27 protein-coding genes and 1 tRNA gene are annotated in these 22,752 nt (G+C 57.3%); 19 read left to right on the top strand and 9 right to left on the bottom strand.

What is annotated here, in order from left to right; genetic code table 11:
* Positions 1-70: 70 nt before the first annotated feature.
* Positions 71-658 (top strand): riboflavin synthase, encoded by a 588-nt coding sequence (locus ACR0JG_RS13350; RefSeq protein WP_480570345.1) that lies wholly within the window; start codon positions 71-73, stop codon positions 656-658.
* 3 nt (positions 659-661) lie between these two features.
* On the opposite strand, the gene ACR0JG_RS13345 is transcribed toward ACR0JG_RS13350, so the two are convergent.
* On the bottom strand, positions 662-1,636 hold the full coding sequence (locus ACR0JG_RS13345; protein WP_480570342.1) for a phosphatase PAP2 family protein: 975 nt from the start codon (positions 1,634-1,636) through the stop codon (positions 662-664).
* A gap of 413 nt (positions 1,637-2,049) precedes the next feature.
* On the opposite strand from ACR0JG_RS13345, the gene ribB reads away from it, so the two are divergent.
* From ribB to ACR0JG_RS13325, 4 genes are read left to right on the top strand one after another with little or no spacing between them, the layout of a single operon-like run.
* The gene (gene ribB, locus ACR0JG_RS13340) at positions 2,050-3,171 is read left to right on the top strand and encodes a 3,4-dihydroxy-2-butanone-4-phosphate synthase (RefSeq protein WP_480570338.1); all 1,122 of its coding nucleotides are present in this window, start codon (positions 2,050-2,052) and stop codon (positions 3,169-3,171) included.
* Positions 3,172-3,173: 2 nt separating this feature from the next.
* Positions 3,174-3,725: a 6,7-dimethyl-8-ribityllumazine synthase gene (locus tag ACR0JG_RS13335; RefSeq protein ID WP_170396313.1), complete on the top strand. Its 552-nt coding sequence runs from the start codon at positions 3,174-3,176 to the stop codon at positions 3,723-3,725.
* The gene (gene nusB / locus ACR0JG_RS13330) at positions 3,722-4,204 is read left to right on the top strand and encodes a transcription antitermination factor NusB (RefSeq protein WP_170396315.1); all 483 of its coding nucleotides are present in this window, start codon (positions 3,722-3,724) and stop codon (positions 4,202-4,204) included. Before ACR0JG_RS13335 ends, nusB begins: the two co-directional genes overlap by 4 nt.
* 59 nt (positions 4,205-4,263) lie before the next feature.
* Positions 4,264-4,569 (top strand): hypothetical protein, encoded by a 306-nt coding sequence (locus ACR0JG_RS13325; RefSeq protein WP_480570335.1) that lies wholly within the window; start codon positions 4,264-4,266, stop codon positions 4,567-4,569.
* Positions 4,570-4,784: 215 nt separating this feature from the next.
* Here the strand turns inward: ACR0JG_RS13325 and ACR0JG_RS13320 are convergent, their stop codons facing one another.
* Complete coding sequence (locus tag ACR0JG_RS13320; protein WP_480570332.1) at positions 4,785-5,210, bottom strand: SRPBCC family protein; 426 nt, start codon at positions 5,208-5,210, stop codon at positions 4,785-4,787.
* The gene (locus ACR0JG_RS13315; RefSeq protein WP_170396321.1) at positions 5,207-5,527 is read right to left on the bottom strand and encodes a metalloregulator ArsR/SmtB family transcription factor; all 321 of its coding nucleotides are present in this window, start codon (positions 5,525-5,527) and stop codon (positions 5,207-5,209) included. The genes ACR0JG_RS13320 and ACR0JG_RS13315 overlap by 4 nt, the downstream gene beginning before the upstream one ends.
* 105 nt (positions 5,528-5,632) lie before the next feature.
* Between ACR0JG_RS13315 and ACR0JG_RS13310 the strand changes: the two genes are divergently transcribed.
* The gene (locus ACR0JG_RS13310; RefSeq protein ID WP_170396323.1) at positions 5,633-6,064 is read left to right on the top strand and encodes an MmcB family DNA repair protein; all 432 of its coding nucleotides are present in this window, start codon (positions 5,633-5,635) and stop codon (positions 6,062-6,064) included.
* Here the strand turns inward: ACR0JG_RS13310 and ACR0JG_RS13305 are convergent.
* Entirely contained in the window at positions 6,061-6,249 is a 189-nt protein-coding gene (locus tag ACR0JG_RS13305; RefSeq protein ID WP_170396325.1) for a DUF6324 family protein, read from the bottom strand. The genes ACR0JG_RS13310 and ACR0JG_RS13305 overlap by 4 nt on opposite strands.
* Before the next feature lie 78 nt (positions 6,250-6,327).
* On the opposite strand from ACR0JG_RS13305, the gene ACR0JG_RS13300 reads away from it, so the two are divergent.
* The 6 genes from ACR0JG_RS13300 (at position 6,328) to ACR0JG_RS13275 (ending at position 10,443) form a co-directional block, all read left to right on the top strand.
* Positions 6,328-6,810: an N-acetyltransferase family protein gene (locus ACR0JG_RS13300; RefSeq protein WP_480570329.1), complete on the top strand. Its 483-nt coding sequence runs from the start codon at positions 6,328-6,330 to the stop codon at positions 6,808-6,810.
* A 47-nt stretch (positions 6,811-6,857) separates the two neighbouring features.
* Positions 6,858-6,934: transfer RNA gene (locus ACR0JG_RS13295), tRNA-His, on the top strand.
* 92 nt (positions 6,935-7,026) lie between these two features.
* Entirely contained in the window at positions 7,027-8,046 is a 1,020-nt protein-coding gene (gene dusA / locus ACR0JG_RS13290; RefSeq protein ID WP_480570326.1) for a tRNA dihydrouridine(20/20a) synthase DusA, read from the top strand.
* A gap of 28 nt (positions 8,047-8,074) precedes the next feature.
* On the top strand, positions 8,075-8,899 hold the full coding sequence (locus tag ACR0JG_RS13285; RefSeq protein WP_480570323.1) for a sulfite exporter TauE/SafE family protein: 825 nt from the start codon (positions 8,075-8,077) through the stop codon (positions 8,897-8,899).
* Complete coding sequence (locus ACR0JG_RS13280; RefSeq protein ID WP_170612435.1) at positions 8,893-9,678, top strand: hypothetical protein; 786 nt, start codon at positions 8,893-8,895, stop codon at positions 9,676-9,678. The genes ACR0JG_RS13285 and ACR0JG_RS13280 overlap by 7 nt, the downstream gene beginning before the upstream one ends.
* Positions 9,679-9,714: 36 nt before the next feature.
* A complete protein-coding gene (locus ACR0JG_RS13275) occupies positions 9,715-10,443 on the top strand; it encodes a SpoIIAA family protein (RefSeq protein WP_170396335.1) in 729 nt (242 codons plus the stop codon).
* A gap of 490 nt (positions 10,444-10,933) precedes the next feature.
* Here ACR0JG_RS13275 and ACR0JG_RS13270 read toward each other — a convergent pair whose 3' ends face one another.
* The 3 genes from ACR0JG_RS13270 to ccmI are packed head-to-tail and all read right to left on the bottom strand — an operon-like array spanning position 10,934 to position 12,866.
* Positions 10,934-11,167 (bottom strand): DUF1289 domain-containing protein, encoded by a 234-nt coding sequence (locus ACR0JG_RS13270; RefSeq protein ID WP_170663723.1) that lies wholly within the window; start codon positions 11,165-11,167, stop codon positions 10,934-10,936.
* A 17-nt stretch (positions 11,168-11,184) separates the two neighbouring features.
* A complete protein-coding gene (gene ruvX, locus ACR0JG_RS13265) occupies positions 11,185-11,649 on the bottom strand; it encodes a Holliday junction resolvase RuvX (protein ID WP_170403288.1) in 465 nt (154 codons plus the stop codon).
* The gene (ccmI, locus tag ACR0JG_RS13260; protein ID WP_480561328.1) at positions 11,646-12,866 is read right to left on the bottom strand and encodes a c-type cytochrome biogenesis protein CcmI; all 1,221 of its coding nucleotides are present in this window, start codon (positions 12,864-12,866) and stop codon (positions 11,646-11,648) included. Before ccmI ends, ruvX begins: the two co-directional genes overlap by 4 nt.
* A gap of 178 nt (positions 12,867-13,044) precedes the next feature.
* Here ccmI and ACR0JG_RS13255 point away from each other — a divergent pair, with 178 nt between their 5' ends.
* The 4 genes from ACR0JG_RS13255 (at position 13,045) to ACR0JG_RS13240 (ending at position 18,324) form a co-directional block, all read left to right on the top strand.
* Positions 13,045-14,289 carry a sarcosine oxidase subunit beta family protein gene (locus ACR0JG_RS13255; protein ID WP_170396345.1) on the top strand — a complete coding sequence of 415 codons (1,245 nt, stop codon included), beginning with the start codon at positions 13,045-13,047 and terminating at the stop codon, positions 14,287-14,289.
* Between the two features lie 88 nt (positions 14,290-14,377).
* Positions 14,378-14,707, top strand: a complete 330-nt coding sequence (locus ACR0JG_RS13250; protein WP_170396347.1) for a sarcosine oxidase subunit delta — start codon at positions 14,378-14,380, stop codon at positions 14,705-14,707.
* 43 nt (positions 14,708-14,750) lie between these two features.
* Positions 14,751-17,765, top strand: a complete 3,015-nt coding sequence (locus ACR0JG_RS13245; protein ID WP_480570320.1) for a sarcosine oxidase subunit alpha family protein — start codon at positions 14,751-14,753, stop codon at positions 17,763-17,765.
* Positions 17,758-18,324: a sarcosine oxidase subunit gamma family protein gene (locus tag ACR0JG_RS13240; RefSeq protein ID WP_170635260.1), complete on the top strand. Its 567-nt coding sequence runs from the start codon at positions 17,758-17,760 to the stop codon at positions 18,322-18,324. The genes ACR0JG_RS13245 and ACR0JG_RS13240 overlap by 8 nt, the downstream gene beginning before the upstream one ends.
* Positions 18,325-18,433: 109 nt before the next feature.
* Here the strand turns inward: ACR0JG_RS13240 and ACR0JG_RS13235 are convergent, their stop codons facing one another.
* Positions 18,434-19,201, bottom strand: coding sequence for an FkbM family methyltransferase (locus tag ACR0JG_RS13235; protein WP_170635259.1), 768 nt, complete (start codon positions 19,199-19,201; stop codon positions 18,434-18,436).
* Positions 19,202-19,302: 101 nt separating this feature from the next.
* On the opposite strand from ACR0JG_RS13235, the gene ACR0JG_RS13230 reads away from it, so the two are divergent.
* Together ACR0JG_RS13230 and ACR0JG_RS13225 are read left to right on the top strand one after the other, a co-directional pair.
* Positions 19,303-19,902 carry a superoxide dismutase gene (locus ACR0JG_RS13230; RefSeq protein WP_170403267.1) on the top strand — a complete coding sequence of 200 codons (600 nt, stop codon included), beginning with the start codon at positions 19,303-19,305 and terminating at the stop codon, positions 19,900-19,902.
* Positions 19,903-20,186: 284 nt separating this feature from the next.
* Positions 20,187-20,639, top strand: coding sequence for a baeRF12 domain-containing protein (locus ACR0JG_RS13225; RefSeq protein WP_170396355.1), 453 nt, complete (start codon positions 20,187-20,189; stop codon positions 20,637-20,639).
* 49 nt (positions 20,640-20,688) lie between these two features.
* On the opposite strand, the gene ACR0JG_RS13220 is transcribed toward ACR0JG_RS13225, so the two are convergent.
* Positions 20,689-21,240, bottom strand: a complete 552-nt coding sequence (locus ACR0JG_RS13220) for a TIGR00730 family Rossman fold protein (RefSeq protein WP_170396357.1) — start codon at positions 21,238-21,240, stop codon at positions 20,689-20,691.
* A 126-nt stretch (positions 21,241-21,366) separates the two neighbouring features.
* Between ACR0JG_RS13220 and ACR0JG_RS13215 the strand changes: the two genes are divergently transcribed.
* A complete protein-coding gene (locus ACR0JG_RS13215; protein ID WP_480570316.1) occupies positions 21,367-22,707 on the top strand; it encodes a LysM peptidoglycan-binding domain-containing protein in 1,341 nt (446 codons plus the stop codon).
* The last annotated feature ends 45 nt before the right edge of the window (positions 22,708-22,752 follow it).

Genomic DNA, 22,752 nt, shown 5'->3' with positions numbered 1-22,752 from the left:
GGCAGGGCTTGCCGGTAGAGCTGCGTGCCTTTACCTCGGCTATTGAAGCTAGGTTCAGAGGGTTAATGACATGTTCACAGGGATCGTCACCGATATTGGCACCGTTACCGAACTGGACCAGCAGGGAGACCTGCGGGCACGGATCAAGACAAGCTATGAAACGGCGGGCATTGATATTGGCGCTTCAATCGCAAGTGACGGCGTCTGCCTAACCGTCATCGCGTTGGGCGATGATTGGTATGATGTGCAGATCAGCGCTGAGACGGTTTCGAAAACCAATCTGGACAGTTGGCAGGTGGGCAAGCGCGTCAATCTGGAACGTGCCTTGAAAGTCGGGGATGAATTGGGAGGGCACATCGTCTCGGGCCACGTGGATGGCGTGGCAGAGGTGGTCTCTGTGATAGACGAGGGTGACAGCACGCGGGTGACATTGCGGGCGCCTGCCAATCTGGCCCGGTTTATCGCTCCGAAAGGGTCCGTTGCACTGAACGGCACATCGCTGACGGTTAATGATGTGGACGGGTGTGACTTTGGTATCAACTTCATTCCTCACACCAAAGAGGTCACCACATGGGGTGACGTCTCGGATGGTGATCGCGTGAACCTTGAGATCGATACTCTGGCCCGATACGTCGCGCGACTGGCCGAGATGTCCTGACTTTCAGGTGGAAGGTCCAAATTTGGCCGTCAGCCTCTTGGACAGCCACCACAGGGCAAGCGCAAGTATGATCGAAGCATAGCCGTCGACCGCATAATGCCAGGCAAGATGGATCGACCCAAGCATGATGATCGCGGTAAAGGCCGTCATGGCCCAACCCAGCCAGCGTGAGTAAGTGAAACCATACAACGCCAGCAATACGCTGGTGCCGACATGCATGCTGGGCATCGCCGATATACCACGAACGGGTCCATTATTGAAATGACCGTCGAGCAAGAGTTGATGCCATTCCAGCGCCCAGACAGGACTAATTTGATGTGATTGATTAAGCAGCGCGACCTGCTCGGTAAATGTGTCCCCGAATCCGAAAACTTCGTAATAGACTGGCCCTACCGAAGCGAATGCCATCGCAAGGAGATTGCCGCCAATTGCCCAGCATAGCGCGAAGGCTACCAAAAAAACGGTGCTGCGAACCGGGTCTCGGCGGTCGATACAGGCAAGGCAAACTGCCATATAGATAAAGACAAACCATGCATTGTATGCCGCATTGATTGCAGTGGTGACATAGGGCGATCCCAATACTGGCCAGAGCAGCGTCCATACATCTTGGCCGCCATGGAGCGCTCTGTCTAACTCGACAAAAATCGGATCCCACGAGTAGGAGGCAACGTTCGGTATCTCGCCTTTAAGATATGTAAATGTGACAATCAGGGGCATGATGCTAAGAAAACCAATGATCGCATCAGAGGTTTTGATCCGATCTGAAAGTGTCGAGCGCATGTCTGAAAGCATCCAGTGAATTGGCTTATCGGGCTTGACCTTGAAAATTGCCACGGACAATCGCCACAAAAAGTAGTTTGCCGCAATAAATGCCGACAACGTGGTGAACACACTTAGGATTCTTGGTGCTGTGGAAGCCCAGAAAGAATTTCCAGTGTAGAAGCTTACGGCGAACCCAGCAGCGACGTGTAGTGCCACGATAGAAAGAAGCAGCCTATTCCGTCGCAGGACACCTGTAAAAAAGGAAGTTTGTTGGGGTAAATCAGTCGAGTATAACAAGGCCATTGTATCTCATGCGTTCAATGCAATGCTGCATTCTCACTGAGATAAAGCTTGGGCGATCCCGAGGCCTGAATGAGGCAATTTATAGACAAAGTGCCCAGAAATGATCCGAACGTTCGAGAATTGCAGACAATAAAAGAGATGCACACGCGCTGAGTTTTGGAGCAAAACTTTGGGTCACATCATGAGCCAATCCATCGCAACATTTCAACACAACAAGACTTGCAATAATATCAGATCGCCCCACGCTCAGTTGGCTCAGAGGTCTGGTCTTTGCGTCCACTCTGGTCTATCCCGCCATTCAAACCCGTTGTGCGAGAGGCTGCCCTATGAGTTTTGAAACCCCCGGACCGGTAGAGGCCCAATTGCGCGAGGCGATCAGTCCGATCGAGGAAATCATCGACGAGGCCCGAAAGGGCCGGATGTACATTCTTGTGGATCATGAGGACCGCGAGAATGAGGGTGATCTGGTGATCGCGGCCGAGTTCGCTGACGCGGAGGCGATCAATTTCATGGCGACCCATGGGCGCGGGTTGATCTGCCTGCCGATGACGGCGGAACGGATCGACAGTCTGGGCCTGCCGATGATGGCGGTGAACAACTCGTCGCGTCATGAGACAGCCTTCACCGTGTCGATAGAAGCCCGCGAGGGAGTTTCGACGGGAATATCGGCCGCTGATCGCGCGCTGACTGTGGCGACGGCAATCAATGAGCAAAACACTATGGCTCACATAGCGACCCCAGGCCATGTCTTCCCCCTGCGCGCCAAAAGGGGCGGTGTATTGGTGCGTGCAGGGCACACCGAGGCCGCCGTTGATATCTCGCGTCTGGCCGGGCTGAACCCCTCGGGCGTGATCTGCGAGATCATGAAGCCCGATGGCACAATGGCGCGCCTGCCTGATCTGGTCGCCTTCGCCAAAGAGCATGAAATGAAGATCGGCACGATCAGTGATCTGATCGCCTATCGCTCGCGTAACGACAATCTGGTGGTCGAAACTTCGCGCGAGATAGTGAATTCCGAATACGGTGGCGAATGGGAGATGCGGATTTTCACCGACCAGACCCACGGTATTGAACACGTTGTCATGATCAAGGGCGACATCACTACACCCGAACCAGTCCTGACGCGGACCCACGCCCTGCATGAAGCGCCCGATATTCTGGGTCTCGGCCCGAAATCGTCACGAGAGCTGCCCCGCGCGATGGAAAAGATCGCCGAAGAGGGGCGCGGCGTCGTTTGCCTTTTCCGTCAGCCGCGAAATTCGCTGTATGCCGCAGACGACGAAGGCCCGCGCACGATCAAGCAAACCGGTCTGGGTGCGCAGATCCTGTCCAAGATGGGTATTCAGGAACTGGTGTTGCTGACAGACTCGCCTGAAACCGTATATCTGGGGCTCGACGCGTTTGGACTGTCAATCGTCGGCACCCGCTCGATCCTCAAGGAAGATTGATAATGGCTGAAAAAGACAAACATGGCATTCTGCCGACTCCCAGCTTCGACAAGCCGGTGAAACTGCTGCTGGTGGTGGCTCCGTTCTACCGTGCCATCGCTGACAACATGGTCGCTGGTGCCAAGGCCGAGATCGAGGCCGCAGGCGGAACCTGCGACGTGGTCGAAGTGCCCGGTGCGCTGGAAATCCCGACCACAATCGCCATGGCCGACCGTCAGTGCAACTACGACGGCTATGTCGCGTTGGGCTGTGTCATTCGGGGCGAGACGACGCATTATGAAACCGTCTGCAACGATTCTAGCCGTGCAATCCAGTTGATGGGCCTGCAGGGCCTGCTGATCGGCAATGGCATCTTGACTGTCGAAAACGACGAACAGGCCGAGGTACGTGCAAACCCCGAAAAGATGAATAAAGGCGGTGGAGCGGCGGCTGCGGCCTTGCATCTGATCGCGCTCAGCCGTAAGTGGGGCTCTTCCAAAAAGGGCGTGGGCTTCAAGCCACCGTCCGAGTCCATCCTTGTGGCGGGCGACAGCAACGGACCCACGACAGCATGACCCAGACAGACGCGCCGAAACCGGCCAACCAGAAACGCCTGATGAAATCCGCCGCCCGGCTTTATGCCGTGCAGGCGCTGTTCCAGATGGAGCAGTCGGGCCAGACGACTGAACAGGTTGTGAATGAGTTTCTGGATCATCGGTTTGGCGCGGTCTACGAGGGGGATGAGATGCTGGATGGCGATATCAGTGTCTTCCGTAAGTTGGTGGATGACGCCGTGAACTATCAGGCCACCATCGACCAGATGACCGATCGTGCATTGGTCGCCAAATGGCCCATTGCGCGCATCGATCCGACCCTGCGCGCTGTGTTTCGCGCGGCCGGGGCTGAGTTGACCCAGAGCGACACGCCGCCAAAGGTCGTGATCACCGAATTCGTCGATGTCGCACGTGCGTTCTTCCCGGAAGGCAAAGAGCCCAAATTCGTGAACGCTGTGCTGGATCACATGGCGCGCGAAGCCCAGCCCGAGGCGTTCTGACGCCTTTACCGCGACCCAGCATGCGCTAGACTCACCATCACAGCGCAAGGAGGTTCGCCATGCCCAAACTGGTCCGTCTCTACATTACGCAAGTCATCTGGGGCTTTGTGATCTCGGCCGTCTTTGTCGGGGTGCTGCTGGCGCTCAACGTGGCCAATCTACGGCATCTAATCACCAGTTCGGAAATTGGTCTGATCGCCTTGGTGATGATCTGGTTCATGAACGGGATCGTCTTTGCGGGTGTGCAGTTCGCCTATGCGATCATGAGCATGGCTGAGAAGCCGAACAAACCACGTGGTGGAACACCGATTGCTCATGGTTTGAAGCCTGCGCCGATCAAACAGGAAGTGCGCGCAGGGCGCTGATTTATTAGGTAAATATGTGGCGGGACCACCAGTCAACCGTGCGGTTTGATTCCCGAGGACCTGTATGTACAGGTGGGCGCCAGGTAATCAGGCCAGGACCTGAACAGAGCCAGCCCCCTCGGAATTGCTTAAGGCCACCAGAATGCTACCTGTCACAAGAAGGGCAGAACCCGCCACGGGCCTAAGTAGGGCCTGAAGCAGGTTCGCACAAGGGGTTAAGCATCAACAGTTTCGTGCAATGCGGTGCGCATCTTGCCGAAATGTTCATCCCATCCGTCATCCAGCGAAAGGATCAGGCCAAAGGCGTCGGCCCCTTGAGGTAAGCCCTCGTGCAGCAGTCCAAGGCGTGTGCCGCCGGTGACGGGTTCCAGCGTCCACTTAACCACACTTTCGGCGCCGCCCATCGGTTTAATGGTGAATGTATATTCAAGATACTCTGGACGTCTCGCTACACGCACTTCACCCCAAATCAGAAGGTCGCCACTGGTCGTCCCGAACATCTCAAGCTTTTGTCCAGCAGCAAGGGGACGTTCGGGTTTGTGAAACCACTCGGCCAGCCGGTCGGGATCAGTCAAATAGTCCCAAACGATTTCTGGTGTAGCGCGGAGAAAGATTGTTTTCTGCAAAACTGCGTCTGTCATTTCTTATTCCCTTCGATAGCTTTCTTCAGATTTGCGAGGCGATCATCCCAGAACCGGTCGAAGTAGCTGAGCCAGTCCAGAACCGGAGCCATTCCTTTGGGTTCAAGGCGATTGATGCGTTCGCGTCCACGAGCTTCGACCGTGATCAATCCTCCGTCGGACAAAACGGTCAGATGCTTTTTGACGGCGGCACGGGTCATGTCGAAACGCTCGGTTAGTTGAGCGATCGTCATATCCTGCGCTGCCAGCATCTGAACGATGTCGCGGCGGGTCGGGTCCGCCAGGGCGCGAAATGCGTTTTGGGTCTGTGTATTCATCGGGCACCTCTTATTAGATACCATTTGGTTTCATATTGTTGCGATACCAAATGGTACTATGTCAAGCTGCTTGATTTTTGTTCATGAATTGTTCACATTCTCGGAATGACACTAATTATGCAGCCTGGACAGAAGCTGGCCCGTGGTGTTTCGCGTCACTTGTTGACCCACGGCTATGTTTCGATTGAAGAATTTGTCCCCACCCGAGGGTTGCGTGTCGATGTGATGGGGCTGGGCCCTAAGGGTGAGATATGGGTCGTCGAGTGTAAATCCAGCCGCGCCGATTATCAGTCGGATTCCAAATGGCAGGGCTATCTTGACTGGTGTGACCGATTCTTTTGGGCGGTTGATACGGATTTCCCGACCGAGCTTCTACCTGCGGAAACAGGCTTGATCATCGCTGATGCCTATGATGCCGAAATCATCCGTATGGGGCCAGAAAGCAAGCTGGCCCCGGCGCGGCGTAAGAAGATGGTTCAGAAATTCGCGATGGACTCTGCACGTCGGTTGCAGGCCTTGCGCGACCCCAGGGTTTAGCTTTTGATGGCGCGCGCGGCTTGGGCTGCGGCGCGGATTTCCTCGGCGATTTCTTCGGCCTCTTCGGGGTCGAAATCCATTGGAATCTCAATACCGGCACCTTCAATGAACAGCCGCACCATACCATGATCGGTGGGGCCGATCTGCAGGTTCGCTTCGATATCGCGTTCGGTATTGATGCTCATGTTCGCCTCCGGGAAATGCGCTTTGGTGCTAACGCGCGATGGGTTGAGAATCAAGCCGACTATGGGTTCAGATAGGGCATGGAGACGGCAACGCTCAGACCTTTCCGCGCCGAGGATGCGCCGTGGCTGGTAGAACAGCATGACGTGCTCTATTCCCGTGACGAAGGGTTTGATGACAGTTTCGGCCCACTGGTTGCCCGCATTCTGACGGGATTCATCGCGGATCATGATCCAACTTGCGAACAAGGCTGGATCGCCGAGTGCGACGGGGATCGTTTGGGTAGTATTTTCTGTGTCAGGCTGGATGATCAAACCGCCAAGCTGCGGTTGTTTCTGCTGCTGCCCGAGGCTCGTGGACAGGGGCTGGGCAAGCGGCTACTGACCGCCTGCATGGGTTTCGCCCGCGACGCAGGATATCGCCAGATGGTGCTGTGGACCCATGAGAGTCACGCCGCCGCTTGCGGGCTGTATCGTGCGTTTGGGTGGGAGCTTGTCGACAGCAAGCCGGTGCATTCCTTCGGTGTCGATCTGGTCGAACAAAGCTGGCGAATTCAGCTTTAATCCCCTTGCAATCCCCGTACGCCTTCGCTAAATCGCCCCTCACAAGTGCCGCCTTAGCTCAGTTGGTTAGAGCGCTGGATTGTGGATCCAGAGGTCCCCTGTTCAAGCCAGGGAGGCGGTACCATCTCCCAAAACCCAAGAACGGTTTGCCGGTTGCAGGTCTTTCTGTATACCCGGTACTTGGCGAAAGCTGCGTTCCGATGACATGAGCAAGATATGCCGGATAAGAAACCTGTAGACATCCGTAGAAGTGCGAGACTGTCTGTTGCACCGATGATGGATTGGACCGACAAGAATTGCCGGTTTCTGCATCGTTTGCTGAGTTCTGAGACCTTGCTTTATACTGAAATGGTCACAGCGCCTGCTTTGGTGCGCGGCGGCGCACTGCATCTGCTGGACTTTAATCCTCAGGAGCACCCGGTTGCGTTGCAGCTAGGGGGTTCTGACCCGCAGGAATTGGCGCAGGCGGCCAAGCTGGGCGCGGAAGCCGGATATGACGAGATCAACTTGAATTGTGGGTGTCCGTCTGACCGTGTGCAATCAGGGACATTCGGTGCGGTATTGATGCGCGCACCAGAAAAGGTCGCGGAATGCGTTGCGGCGATGCGCGAGGCGGTGAAGCTCGAAGTCACGGTGAAATGCCGTATCGGTGTTGACGAACAGGAACCTTCAGAAGTGCTACCTGCTTTCCTCGACCAGATTCGCAAGGCCGGTTGTCAGCGGGTGACGATCCATGCGCGCAAAGCTTGGTTGCAGGGGTTAAGCCCCAAAGAAAACAGGGATATTCCACCGTTGGACTATGGTCTTGTGCACCGGGTGAAGGCTGATTTTTCGGACATGCACATCTCGATCAATGGTGGCATTACGTCGCTTGCTCAGGCGCAACAGCATCTGGAGGATGGGCTTGATGGTGTCATGATCGGTCGTGCCGCCTATCACCAACCGACAGATATTTTGGCGGCTGCGGACCCGTTGATCTTTGGAACGGGCAGCGTCGCGGATCCCATTGAAGTGGTGCAAAATATGCTGCCCTATGTCGAGGCGCATCTTGTCGACGGTGGTCGATTGCACCAGATCACGCGGCATATGCTGGGCCTGTTCGCGGGGCGTCCGGGTGCGCGGGGATGGCGGCGGATGCTCTCCGAAGGTGCTGTGCGCGAGAATGCCGGCCCAGAAGTGATCCTGCAGGCTCTGGACTCTGTTGCTGCGCTATCGCAGGTGGAACAGGTAGGCTAAGACGGCTTCGAGCCGCTATGGGGGAATGATGCCCGAGACGATGTTGCTGGCCCAGATGCTGGGCCTTTTGCTTGTGATCGGCGCTTTGGCCGGGGTGTTGGCTGGACTTTTGGGCGTTGGCGGTGGAATCGTTCTGGTGCCCGCGTTTTTCTATGCGTTTCAGACACTTGGATATGGCGGGCCTCAGCTGATGCAGCTATGCCTCGCAACTTCGCTGGCGACGATCATTGTAACGTCGATCCGATCGGTTCTTAGCCATAACAAGAAAGGCGCGGTGGATTGGGGCATCCTGCGCGGCTGGGGGCCAGGCATAGCGGTGGGTGCGGTGATCGGTGTTCTGGTGGCTTCAGCTCTGAGGACAGAGTTTTTGCAGGCGCTGTTCGGCATGCTTGGTATGGTTATCGGCATCTATCTTGGATTGGGTAAATCCGAGTGGCGGTTGGGGGATGCGATGCCCAAAGGATTGCGCCGCGCCGCGCTTTCCCCTTCGGTAGGGTTTCTGTCGGTACTGATGGGAATTGGCGGGGGCAGTTTCGGCGTTCCATTGATGAGCCTTTATAACACTCCGATCCACCGGGCGGTTGCGACCGCAGCGGGCTTTGGCGTGATCATCGCTGTACCGTCGGTGCTTGGTTTTTTGTTTCTCAACATCGCTCCGGAGCATCGCCCGCCGCTGACCATTGGCGCGGTCAATCTGGTGGCTTTCGGTATCGTCGTTGCGATGACTATGATCACCGCCCCGTGGGGCGTTAAGCTGGCGCATGCGATAGATCCGAAGCCGCTCAGGCGGGTCTTCGCGGTATTCCTTACCCTGGTTGCTCTGAATATGCTGAGAAAGGCGTTGGGGTGGTAGCGTCGTTTTACGAGCTAGGTTGGGTAAAGTTTCCTTATGATGGAGCGTTGGCGGATTGGGTGGCGCACGCTCTTCCCACTGCGCGTGCGTCCGTCAGCGATCCGGCTCATGCAGCTTGGCACGATTGCGATGGCACGTGGTTCATTGGCGTTGATGCACTGGACAATGATGCGCAGGGCAGGGTCGCGGGTTCGCCTGCACTGGCGGGCGCGGCCATCGAACTGGCACACCAGCAGTTTGGATCGATTGATCTGCACAAAGGGCAGGTGTCGGTAATATATCCGGGCTACCCTCAACCCCGGCGTGGCGAAAGCGAGGCTGCGGCGCGGTATCGTGCGCGGCGAGATGCGGCGCATGTGGACGGGCTCAAGCCAGCTGGCCCTGATCGACGACGGCGGGTGGATGAACCTCATGCCTGGATATTGGGTATCCCACTTACCGAGGCCAGTGTGGACGCAGCACCAATGGTGCTGTGGGAGGGAAGCCACAAAATCCTCGGCGATGCTTTTCGGGCCGCGATGAAGAAGGTGCCGCGGCATGAATTGAGCGAGGCCGATATCACAGATGTCTATCAGGCTGCGCGTCGCGAAGTGTTCGAGACCTGTCCGCGCCTCGAGCTACCGGCGCGCCCGGGCGAAGCCTATCTGTTGCACCGCCACTGTCTGCATGGTGTTGCACCATGGGGTCCGAATGCCAGCGCTGGACCGGATGGACGGATGATCGCCTATTTCCGCCCTCAGTTGCCTGGTGGTGTAGCGCAATGGCTCGAATCCCCGTAACCTCCTGCCATTGTTTGGCTTTGGAGAGTTGGTTCGATGATTACGGTTCACACGAATGCAGATGGTGCCCTTATTGAGGTCGAGCTTTCGGGCGAGGTCACTAGCGCAGATTACGCGAGCACGCTTGTTCCCGCTATTGAGGCCGCATTGGAAGAGCACGACGCAATACGACTGCTGGCGATCGTTGGGTCCGAGTTCAAGGGATATGATCTGGGTGCCGCATGGTCTGATACCAAGTTGGGGCTCAGCCATTGGCGCGGATTCGACCGGATTGGCGTTGTGGCGGACCAGGGATGGGTGCAAACAAGCGTCCGCCTGGCTGCCCCGATCCTGCCTTGCCCGGTGCACGTTTTTGGAATGGATGAGGTGGAGGAAGCGCGTCGCTGGATGCGCGAATCTCTCGGGGCGATCCACGTGACGGATCTGGGCGGACCTTGCGTGCAGATCAGCCTGATGGGCAAACTGGATTCGCAGGAATACGGTCAGGCTCAAACCGATCTTGATGCGCTGTTGCGCGAACGTGACGGGTTTCGCTTGTTGATCGATCTGCGCGAGTTCGATGGTTGGCAGGGTCTGACTGCAATGGCAGCCCATTTCAGACTGGCGGCTGGTCATATTGGGATGCTGGATCGTGCAGCGATTGTCGGTGACAAGACATGGCAAAAAATGGCGCAACGCATGGCCAGCCATGTTCTGGGAACGCGGACCCAGTATTTCCCGGCTGAGGAATACGAGAATGCAAAAACCTGGCTTGCGACTGGCTAAATGCTCTAAAAATGGTTCAGAAACAATGCCTTGTAATCATAGGCATTGTTCTTTTTTGCGTTGACGTTACGGAATGCAACTTTAAGTTAGCGCTATTATTGACTGGTCGGTCAAATAACTTAAAAAGTCCTTACCTGTCCCGGATTTAGAGGGAGAGGCAACAAGCTGTTTCGCGTCGCTGTGGGCCACCACTCACTCAAACACAGCTTCCGGACTCTTCCCCCTCGGTGTTCGGAACGGTCCCGCAGTGGCGCGTCGTTTATTACATATTGGAAGAGCAATGATTTTTCGCTCAGTACTAAAGCGCATTCTTTCGAAGGACACTCCCGAACAGGCTGAAAGCCATGAGTTGGAAGCTGAGTTGCGCCCGCGACCTGCCAAGACGACAACCCAGAACGAGCTGGTTAAACTGTTCGGTTCTGAATTGAGGGATCACGAATCTCTGAGTGATCTTAAGCCTACGCGGAGACCAAAATACTAGGCTTGCGGATCAGGACCCATGCAGCCGGGCGGCACGGCCACCACGGCGCTTTGCCAGACGGGGTTTGCGTTCCGGCAGATCCTGCATGATTTCGGCCCGTTCGGTGCTGTCCATCTTTGACCAGCGCGTGATCTCGTCAATGGTGCGGTAGCAGCCGGTGCAGATACGTTCGGTCGGATGAACGACGCAGATTTGGATGCAAGGGCTTTCGACCTCGTCCCGTTTCCAAACCATATTCGTCATGGGCGTTTTCCGATCCGTCAAAGAAAGCGCAGTCTGTCCAGCGCGCCTTGCAGAATATAACCTGCCGCTACGTGATCAATAACCTGTCCGCGACGTTTTCGTGTCGTATCCGCCTCAAGCAGTGCTTTTTCTGCCGCAACGGTGCTTAGTCGTTCGTCCCAGAAACCGATGGGCAGATCGGTCAAGCGGGTCATGTTTCGTGCGAAGGCGCGGGTTGACTGGCAGCGCGGCCCTTCGCTGCCATCCATGTTGCGCGGCAGTCCGAGGATAATGCCGCCGATCTCACGCTCGGTCACAATCTCGATCAAACGCGCGGAATCCAGTGTGAATTTCTTGCGTCGTACCGTCTCAAGCGGGGTGGCCACGCCGCGCATCCGGTCCGAGACGGAAACGCCGATGGTCTTTTCTCCCAGATCCAGCCCCATCAGGGCTGACATTGGGGGCAGGGATGCTGCGAAGTCTTCGAACGCGTCGTGGATCATTGAGCGATTCCGGCCTGCAGCGCGGCAGCGTCGATCATCTCCAACGCTTCAGCGTTACCCGCAAATACTTCCTTGGCTTCGTTCCTGATTTTGATGGCGCGTTGGCCTTCGCCCAGCACGCCCAGGGCGGCAATCAGGCGTGCCCACTCCTCGGGTGTCCCGCCCTCGGTCGCAAGGCGGTCCGAAAGGCCATCGACCATGCCGCGGATCATTTCTTGTCGTTCTTCTGGCGACATCTCGGCAGCGGCATTTACATCGTCCTGGCTAGGGCCGGATGCAGCAGAAAAGTCGGGTGTGTTAAACACGCCTGCGCGGAATGCCAATTCATCGATCTGTGACCGGATGGCATTCGCCCATGGGGCGCCAGCCGGGGCGTCGTTAAGGGTTTCGACCCAAACGCGATAGGCCATATCAGGCCGCCCGGTCTGTGCCAGCATCTGCCCCCAATAATACCGGGCAGGACCCAAGCGCTGATTGCGCTCAAGCGCCTGTCGCAAGGCGGCTTCCGCTTCCGGTGAGACGTAGCCGCCAGCGGCCAAAATCATCATCTCTGCCTGATCCGAATAGGCCTGAGCCGACGCGTTGTCACCCGACAGTTCGATCACACGGGTTTGTGCCTCATACCCTGCTTTGAAGTTCCCCGCGTTGGTTTCATGCTGTGCCAGCAGGGTATGGCCTTGCAGATCATCGGGGCGTTCGGCCACTGTTTCGCGCAGCCGGTTCAGCAAAGTTGCATAGCTTTCGTCCAGCGGAGGCGTCTGGACCGGTGTGGCAATGCCCTCGGCCTCAGCCTGGCTGGGTCGATTTTCGCGCAGGTCTTCTGCCATTTCCAGACGAATTGAAAGGGGCATGTCAGGGAAACCGGCAGCACCCAACTGGCGATACATCGCCAACCCGCCACCAACCAGAACGGCGGCCATGGCGAGGAACGCAATTATGGTAACCAAGCGTGATGGCCCGGTGCCTTTGTCTTCATTGCGCATCTGCGCGTCTGCGGCCAGGATACGGCGCGAGATTTCCGTGCGTACACGCTCGGCATCAGCTTTCGCGATCACGCCGCGCGCCAAGTCTTTGTCAACGCCTGCTAGCTGTTCACGATAGACCCGCAGATCATAAGCAGCTGTCGGGCCGGTGCCGCGACGACCGCGCAGCATCGTGTAACCCAGGAAAATCGCGATCAGCAGCGCGATCAAGAAGATGAGAACCCAGAACGGCATGGTCCCTCCAAAATGGTTGCCCTGACTTAGACCTGTCGGCGCATGGAAAAAAGGGACAAATAGCCGCGAAGGGCGCTCATGTCGCAATAGTGCATTATTGCGGCGTTGCGCGGCAGGGTTAAAATGTACGGGCACGGCATACCTGCGCCCAATCATCGAAGACCGGACGGATTCGCACATGAAACACTACTCAGCCTTTGCTGTAGCGCGCGAAGCGCTGCGCTATCACACCGGATGGGAGCGCGCATGGCGTTCGCCGGAGCCTAAGAAGCGCTATGACGTCATTATCGTCGGGGCCGGCGGTCACGGCCTGGCAACAGCTTACTATCTTGGCAAGAACTACGGCATCCAGAACGTTGCCGTAATAGAAAAAGGCTGGTTGGGCGGTGGCAACACCGGTCGGAACACGACCATCATCCGATCGAACTATCTGCAGGATCCGTCAGCGGCGATTTACGAAAAGGCGCGCGGTCTCTACGAAGATCTGAGCCAGGAGCTGAACTATAACATCATGTTCAGCCCGCGTGGCGTAATCATGCTGGCGCAGACCCAGCACGAGATTCGCGGCTATCAGCGTACTGCGCATGCGAATGCGCTGCAGGGTGTTCAGACCGAATGGATTGGGCCCGAGCGTGTGAAAGAACTGGTGCCGATCATTAATCTGGAAGGTCCGCGCTATCCGGTTCTGGGCGGGCTTTGGCAGGAACGTGGTGGGACCGCGCGCCATGATGCGGTAGCATGGGGCTATGCCCGTGCATGCTCGGCCATGGGTATGGACATTATCCAGAGATGCGAAGTCACCGGCGTCCGGTCCGAAAACGGTCGTGTTGTCGGGGTCGATACCACAAAAGGTGCCATCGATTGTGACAAGCTGGGCATCGTGGTTGCGGGGCATTCCGGCCAGTTGGCTGAGATGGCGGGCTTCCGTCTGCCGCTTGAGGCCGTCGCGCTGCAGGCGCTGGTATCCGAGCCGATCAAACCCTGCATGGATGTCGTTGTGATGGCGAACACCGTACACGGCTACATGTCTCAGTCCGACAAGGGCGAGATGGTGATTGGTGGTGGCACGGACGGGTTCAACAACTATACCCAGCGCGGCAGCTTCCATCATATCGAGGAAACGGTACGCGCATTGGTCGAAACTTTCCCGATGATCTCGCGCCTGAAAATGCTGCGCCAGTGGGGCGGTATTGTGGATATGACCGGCGACCGTTCACCCATCCTGTCGAAAACACCGCTTAATGGCTGCTTTATCAACGCAGGCTGGGGCACCGGCGGCTTCAAGGCCATTCCGGGATCGGGCTGGGGCATGGCACAGCTGATGGCCACGGGGCATTCACCACTGACCGAAGCCTTCTCGCTGGATCGTTTCAAAGAAGGCCGCTTCATCGACGAAAGCGTCGCGGCCGGGGTGGCGCACTGATGAAGATTTTTCGTCGAAAAATCTCGCACGCCCGTCACGCAGAATCTGCAGGCAGATACGTCTCGCCTGCTGCCAAGAGGATGATCACATGCTGATCTTGAAATGCCCCTATTGCGGCGTCGAAGCCGAAGAAACTGAACTGGCTGCAGGTGGCGAGGCGCATTTGAAGCGTTATGGCCCGGGCTCGTCAGATGATGAGTTCCACGACTACCTGTTCATGCGCGAAAACCCCAAGGGCGTTCATTTCGAACGCTGGCGCCATGCCAATGGGTGCGGCAAGTGGTTCCACGCCGCGCGCTGTACGAACACGCTTGAGGTCTTTGGCACCTATCCGGCGCAGACAACAGAGCCGCCGCAAGAGATCAAGGATGCCATCACCGCCAAGCGTCCCGGCTGGACGTGGAGAGAGTACAAATGATCCGTACAGCCATCCGAAATACCGCCTGCGAAAGGTCCGCATCATGAGCACCCGTCTCGCAAAACATGGCCGTTTGATTGATCGGTCGAAAAAGGTCAACTTCACCTTCAACGGCACCTCGATGCAGGGCTACGAGGGCGATACGCTCGCGTCTGCCTTGCTGGCCAATGATCAGATGATGATGGGCCGGTCGTTCAAGTATCACCGCCCGCGCGGCGTGGTCGCTAGTGGCGCGGAAGAGCCAAACGCTCTGGTCGGTCTGGGTGAGGGCAACCGGTTTGAGCCGAACCAGCGCGCCACCACGACAGAGCTGTTCAATGGTCTGACATCCGCATCACAGAACCACTGGCCGAACCTCGAGTTCGACATCGGCGCGATCAATACGCATCTGTCGCGGTTTCTGCCCGCCGGTTTCTATTACAAGATGTTCATCCATCCGAAACCGTTCTGGAAACATGTTTACGAGCCGTTTATTCGCCAGTCGGCGGGTTTGGGCAAAGCGCCCGACAAGGACAACCGTGACGCGGACACATACGAGCACTTTTACGCCTTCACCGATGTCTTGGTGATTGGCGGTGGCGTTGCAGGTCTGCAGGCCGCCAAAACGGCAGCCCAGTCCGGTGCCAGGGTAATGTTGATTGAACAAACCGCACATTGGGGCGGTCGCGCTCCGGTTGATGGCGGTACCATCAATGGTGAGCCTGTGGATAAGTTCGTGGAACAATTGGTTTCCGAACTCGAAACAATGGACAACGTCACCATGCGCAATCGCTGCATGGGCGCTGGTGTCTATGACCACGGTTATGTGCTGGGTTATGAGCGCCTGACAGACCACAAGCCGGGTGTTCAGGGCCCGCGTCACCGCCTGTGGCGCATTCGTGCGAAGCAGGTCGTGACCGCGACTGGTGCGATTGAGCGTCCGCTGTCATTCGCAGGCAATGATGTGCCTGGCGTCATGCTGGCCTCTGCCATGCGCGACTATGTGGTCAACTGGGGCGTGACGCCGGGTGACCGTGTCATCATCGCCACCAACAATGATGACGCCTACCGGACTGCAATTATCTTGAAGCAGGCCGGTGTCGATGTCCTGCGCGTGGTTGATGCGCGCGACACCGCCGGACCTCTGGCCGAAGAGGCGCGTCAGCTGGGTATCCGCGTCGATCCGGGCAAGGCGATCGCAAAGGTCAAAGGCGGCAAGCGGGTCAAGAAAGTTGCGATCTGCAATCAAGAGGGTATCGGAGGCGCCCGGGAAGAGGTCGAATGCGATGCGATTGCCATGTCAGGTGGCTGGTCTCCGGTCGTGCATATGTGGTCGCATTGCGGCGGCAAGCTGATCTGGGATGAGGCGAACGCGCATTTCCGCCCCGATCCTTCGCGTCCTCCGCTGGGGGCCGACGGTGCAGGTTTTGTTCTGGCGGCAGGGGCTTCGAACGGCCCGCTGGCCTTGGGAGATGTCCTGAAGGATGCAGATACTGCCGGCAAAGCGGCAGCGAAGGCGGCCGGGTTCGCTGCGAAGCGCACCAAAGCGCCAGTTGGTGAGACTACGGCCGAGGCCCCAATGGCCGCTGTCTGGCTGATGCCTTCTAATGCCGAGATTGATCTGCGCATGAAATCGTGGCTGGACTTCCAGAACGACGTCAAGGTCTCGGACGTGCAACTGGCTGCGCGCGAGGGCTATGAAAGTGTCGAGCATACCAAGCGCTACACCACGCTGGGCATGGCAACGGATCAGGGTAAGTTGAGTAATATCAACGGTCTGGCAATCCTTGCTGATGCGCTGGATTCAGAGATCCCGAAGGTCGGCACCACCACCTTCCGCCCGCCCTATACTCCCATCTCGATGGCTTCGATTGGTGGTGAAGCGCGTGGTGAGGTGTTCCAGCCGATCCGTCAAACGCCGATTCATAACTGGCACGATAAGAACGGAGCCGATTGGGAGCCGGTCGGCCACTGGCGCCGGACCTATGCCTATGTCCGTCCCGGTGAATCCGTGCATGACGCGGTTAACCGAGAGGTGAAAAACACCCGCGAAAACCTCGGGCTGTTGGATGCTTCGACACTCGGCAAGCTGATCGTCAAAGGCCCCGACGCAGGCAAGTTCCTGGACATGATGTACACCAACATGATGTCCACGCTGAAGGTCGGCAAATGCCGCTATGGCCTGATGTGTTCCGAGAATGGCTTCCTGATCGACGACGGCGTTGTTGCCCGCATCGATGAGGACACATGGCTGTGCCACACCACCACAGGCGGGGCCGAGCGTATCCATGGCCACATGGAAGAATGGCTGCAGACGGAGTGGTGGGACTGGAAAGTCTACGTCGCGAACGTGACCGAGCAATATGCTCAGGTTGCCGTTGTGGGCCCGAACGCCCGCAAGGTGCTGGAGAAGCTCGGCGGCATGGACCTGTCGAAAGAGGCGCTGCCCTTCATGGAATGGCGTGACGGTAAGATCGGTGCGTTCGACGCGCGGGCCTACCGTATCTCGTTCTCGGGTGAGCTGTCCTATGAGATCGCGGTCCCTGCAAGCCAAGGTCAGGCGTTCTGGGACGCTCTGATCGAGGCAGGGCAGGAGTTCGGAGTGATGCCATACGGCACCGAATGTCTGCATATTCTGCGTGCCGAGAAAGGCTTTATCATGATCGGCGATGAGACCGACGGCACCGTGATCCCGCAGGATCTGGGGCTGCACTGGGCGCTGTCCAAAAAGAAAGAGGATTACCTCGGAAAACGCGCACATTCGCGGACCCATATGGCCGATCCTGAGCGTTGGAAACTGGTTGGTCTTGAGACTGTGGATGGATCGGTTCTGCCGGACGGTGCCTATGCGGTGGGCGAGGGCGTGAATGCGAACGGTCAGCGCAACATGATCGGTCGCGTAACTTCGACCTACTACTCGGCCAATCTGGGCAAAGGCATCGCCATGGGCCTGATCAAACACGGCCCCGACCGGATGGGCGAAGTGGTCGAGTTCCCGGGCACTGACGGCAAAACCTACAAGGCCAAGATCGTGGACCCGATCTTCTATGACAAGGACGGGGAGAAGCAGAATGTCTGAACCCATCAGCGCACTGAACCACGCCTCATATAATGGCATCGCCAAGATCGAGGAATGCGGCCTACAGGGCATGATCACACTGCGCGGTGATCTGTCGGATAAGGTACTGGCTAAGGCTGTCAAAGACGCCACCGGGCAGAAAGTGCCCGGTCAGCGTGAAGCGTTTGTGAATGGCGACACCGGTGTTTGCTGGATGTCCACCGACGAATTGCTGGTGCTTGTGCCTTATGCCGAGGTCGAGGCCAAACTGGCCGCGATGACCAACGCGCTAAGTGGTACGCACGCGCTGGCGGTCAACGTCTCCGACGCGCGGGCCGTATTCCGCGTTTCGGGCGCGAACGCGCGCGAGGTATTGGGCAAGCTGGCTCCGGTTGAGCTGTCGGCCGAGGCATTCCAACCCGGCCAGATCCGCCGTTCGCGTTTGGCGCAGGTGGCAGGTGCCTTCTGGATGGACGACGCTGAGACTTTCCGCATCGTCTGCTTCCGCTCTGCGGCGGACTATGCGTTCAAATTGCTGAAGGTTGCGGCGCAGCCCGGCAGCGAGGTCGGGGTTTATTAAGCCCTGATCGCCTGATGATATGTGGGTGAGGGGGCTTTGCCCCCTCGGCCTGCGGCCTCACTCCCAAGGTATTTCTGTCGAGATGAAGGCCGAATCTCTGGTTCGGGTGTCAGGGGTTCGCGCTGAACAGGAATGTCGGGAATTGAGTGAGTGCACGCTTGCCCGTGAGGGCTGACTTGCCGGTTTCGCCTGTGTGTGGGTCGTGGCAATGGCTATAGAAAGCCAGGTCTTCTGATAGTTTTTTCATGGCCGCGCTGCGGTTGTCTGCGCTCAGATAAGGTGCGTGCGTTGAGAGAAACAGCGCAGGGTTATCTTTTTCTAACCAAGGCAGCATAGAAGGCAGGACCGAAAATTCAGCGCCTTCGATATCCATTTTGACCAAAGAGACATCAGTCAGGTCGACGGATTCAGAAAATTGATCCCAACCGATGGTAAGTGCGTCGGTGCCATGGCTTCCTTCGTGGAGCAATGATGACGTTGAATCGCCTGCCTCTCCGTGCGCTGAAGCCATTCGTGTCACTCCAAACCCATCTGACAAGGCGATGCTGAAGGCTGATACGTTTCGGATGTCGTTCAGCTCTAGGTTCCAGACCAAATGGCGGTAAGCCACTGGGTCAGGCTCAAAACACCACACATGGCGAGCGCGGCGCGCGGCATAGAGGACCGTGGGGCCGATCCATGCACCGATATCAAGATAGTCCTTTTCGGGCGACAGATAGTGGTCCAGCACCGAAAATGTCTCGGGTTCCCACTCCCCGGCTGATGCCTTGCGCCAGAATTTCGAGTGATAGGGGTCCAGGCGAAAGGGTTCACCGTTCAAGTTGCCCGCATAGTATCCGCGGGCGCGATAGAACATTTTGCGCGCCTGTGTCAGCATCGCGGACCTCCGGGTTTTTGTGTTGCGGCCCTTGACCTGCGGCGGCTGTCAAAGCATTTAACCTTTGGAACCGCAACATTCATTTTCAACAGGGGGCCGAGATGGCTTTTGAACTTCCTGATCTTCCTTATGCACATGACGCGCTGGCAGCCAAGGGTATGTCCGCGGAAACGCTGGAATATCACCATGACCTGCACCACAAGGCCTATGTCGACAACGGCAACAAGCTGATCGCCAGCACCGAGTGGGACGGCAAGTCACTGGAAGAGATCATCGTTGGCACATACGACGCAAATGCTGTCGCGCAGAACGGTATCTTCAACAACATCAGCCAGCTGTGGAACCACAACCAGTTCTGGGAGATGATGGGCCCCGGTGGCAACGCGATGCCCGGTGAGCTGGAGAAGGCTCTGACCGAGAGCTTTGGTTCGGTTGACGAATTCAAGTCGCAGTTCAGCGCTGCCGGTGCCGGTCAGTTTGGTTCCGGCTGGGCGTGGCTGGTCAAGAATGCCGACGGTTCGTTGGCAGTGACGAAAACTGAAAACGGCGTGAACCCGCTGTGCTTCGGTCAAACCGCACTGCTTGGTTGTGATGTGTGGGAGCACTCGTATTACATCGATTTCCGCAACAAGCGTCCGGCCTACCTGTCGAACTTCCTCGACAACCTGGTGAACTGGGAAAACGTAGCCTCGCGGATGTGATTTCCACTTGGTAGAACTTAATGAATGGCCCGCTGGCAGTGATGCTGGCGGGCTTTTTGTTATGAATTGATGGGTGGCCGGTAAAAACCTGCCGGTACGTCAACTTTCATTATCCCACCTATTGTGCACGGCCTTTCTGCACCTACGTAAAGTAGGCGGAGGGAGAGAACCGCCAATCAACCAAAAACCTATCAAAATGCGAGCGAAACACCAACGCCGCATCGTTAAACAGGTGTGTCTAAGGGACAGGCGAAGGCCAACCTAAGCGATACAGGAGATCACGAATGGCTGCACTTGAACAGGGAACATGGGTTATCATCGCCGATGGGGAAAAAGCGCTGGTGATGGAGAATATCACGGACGCACAGGACCCCAACTTGGTCGTTGTGTCGGTCGAAGAACAGGACGCAGCACCGACCAAGCCAAGTGACAGGGCAGGGCGGCGACCCGATACGGGACCGAACCAGAAATCTGCAGTTGAAGAGGAGACATGGAAGTCCCACGCAAAATCTCTGTTCGTTCAGGATGTGGCGAACCTTCTGAATCGCAAGGGGCTGAAAGGGGCCTATAAACGATTGGTGTTGGTTGCCAGTCCGCATGTTCTGGGCCTGTTGCGCCGTCGGCTGCATAGTGAAGTGCTGGCAAAGGTTGTGGCCGAAGTCGACAAAACACTCACAAACCACCCGTTGCACAAGGTCGAACGGATACTGAAGACTCGGTTGGCGAAACCTGCCTAAACGAATACTGAGACTCGGGCGGTTTGCGCCGCCCGATTGCCAGTTTTTCTTAGTTCAGTAATTTGCGAAGCGCGGACATGGTCGCATCCGGTGTGTCGACCCAGGTGATGAATTCTGCCAGAGAACCATCTGCAAACCCCTGACCGATCAGTTGATTCAGCAGCGTGTGCAGCGTGTCCCAGTACCCGTCAACATTCATCACCAGAATGGGTTTGTCATGAAGCCCCAGTTGCCGCCATGTCAGTGCTTCGAAAAGTTCGTCCAATGATCCGGGGCCGCCGGGCAGGACAACTACGGCATCCGCGTTCATGATCATCACTTTTTTACGCTCGTGCATCGTCTCGGTCACGATGAACCGGGTAAGGTCGGTCTTGCCGACCTCGCGCTGAAGTAAGTGCACCGGGATCACCCCAAATGTATCGCCGCCCGACGATTGCGCTGCACGCGCGACCTCGCCCATAAGACCCACATCTCCGGCCCCGTAGACCAGCCGCCAGCCTTCGTTGGCCAACAAGGTTCCAAAGCTGTGGGCAGCGGCGGAGTAGGCAGGATTCACACCATTGCGTGACCCGCAATACACACAGACGGATTTCTGGGACATAGGTAGGGCTCTCTGCTCTTGTGTTAGGGGTTTTGACCCCTGATAGCGGGATTGATAGGTTGGCTCAACCGCTCCATGAAATGCGCGCCAAACTGGGCATTTCCCGGGCGGAGTGAAAGGAAAAGAATGAACGCCAAATCGGGAAGCGGAGGTTCTGGTACCTTCATATGGGGGCTGGTTGCCGGGATCGTTGTGGTGCTCGTTGCGGGCGGGTTGTACCTGTCCGGTCTGTTCGGCGGGCCGGAACAGCAGGCTGAGCAGGAAGCAACCGAAACATCCGAGCCGATTGCGGAGGTCGCTGAGCCGGAAACCCAGCCAGCGGAGGCGCAGCCCGAAAGCCAGGCGGCGGAAGCCGGCGAATCTGTTGCTGAAGACACACCGCCCGAGATTTCCGATCAAACTCCGGATAGCGAAGAAGCGGATGTTCCGGTTTTGGCCGCGCCGGTTCTGGATCAGATATTCGTTGAGTCCGATGGAAACGCGGTACTGTCCGGCAATGCCGAACCGGGGTCCGAGGTCAGTGTTCTGCTGGACGGTGAGACCGTTCACAGCTTTACCGTCGATGACAGCGGCCAGTTCGCCGAATTTGTATCGATCCCGTTTGCAGACGACGCTCGCGGGCTTGTTCTTGAGACCCGGAAAGGCGAAGACACCAGCCGTTCAGATGATTATCTGATCGCGGCGCTGCCCGAACCGGCCCCACCGGCCGTGTCGGAGCCCGCTGCCGATGATCCGGTCGAAGAGGTTGCCGAGGCACAGACGACGGATACGGAAACAACCGATCAGCAAGCAGCCAACCAAGCTGAAACCGAAGAGAATGAACCAGAAGTTGCAGGTGCCGCAACGCCACCTGTGAATGAGACCGCGCCCGCGACTGAAACTCAGCCGGAATCAGGCGACGCGCCTGACCAGCAGGTTGCGATCCTGCGCTCGGGCGAAGAAGGGGTTGAACTTTTGCAAGCACCCACTGTTCAGGATACGCCGCCAGAGCAGATTGCCCTGGACACGATTGGCTATTCGGACGCGGGTGATGTGGAATTGACCGGGCGGGCACAGGATGGATCGGCCGTACGCTTGTATCTGGACAACCAGCTTGTGGCCGACATTGCACCAGCGACTGACGGGCAATGGCGCGGCGAGGTCGAGGGCATTGACCCCGGAGTTTACACTCTGAGGGTGGATGAGGTTGCCCCAGATGGCACTGTGGTCAGCAGGCTTGAGACGCCGTTCAAACGCGAACCCGTCGAGGTCCTGCGCGCGACCGAAACCACCAATCCGGGTGAGGCCTCAACCGACGCTCCGGCGATCCGCTCGGTCACGGTTCAAAAGGGTGATACGCTTTGGGCGATCTCGCGCGACCGGTTTGGTGACGGTGTGCTGTATGTCAAACTTTTCGAGGCTAACAAAGATTCGATCCGTGATCCTGACCTGATCTATCCAGGGCAGATTTTCACCATTCCTGAATAAACATGACCACTGGCCCAACCCGGGCCAGGGCTTTTCTCTGACCGC

It is taken from the genome of Ruegeria sp. AD5 (assembly GCF_056542345.1).
This window is presented reverse-complemented; position numbering and strand designations above follow the sequence as displayed.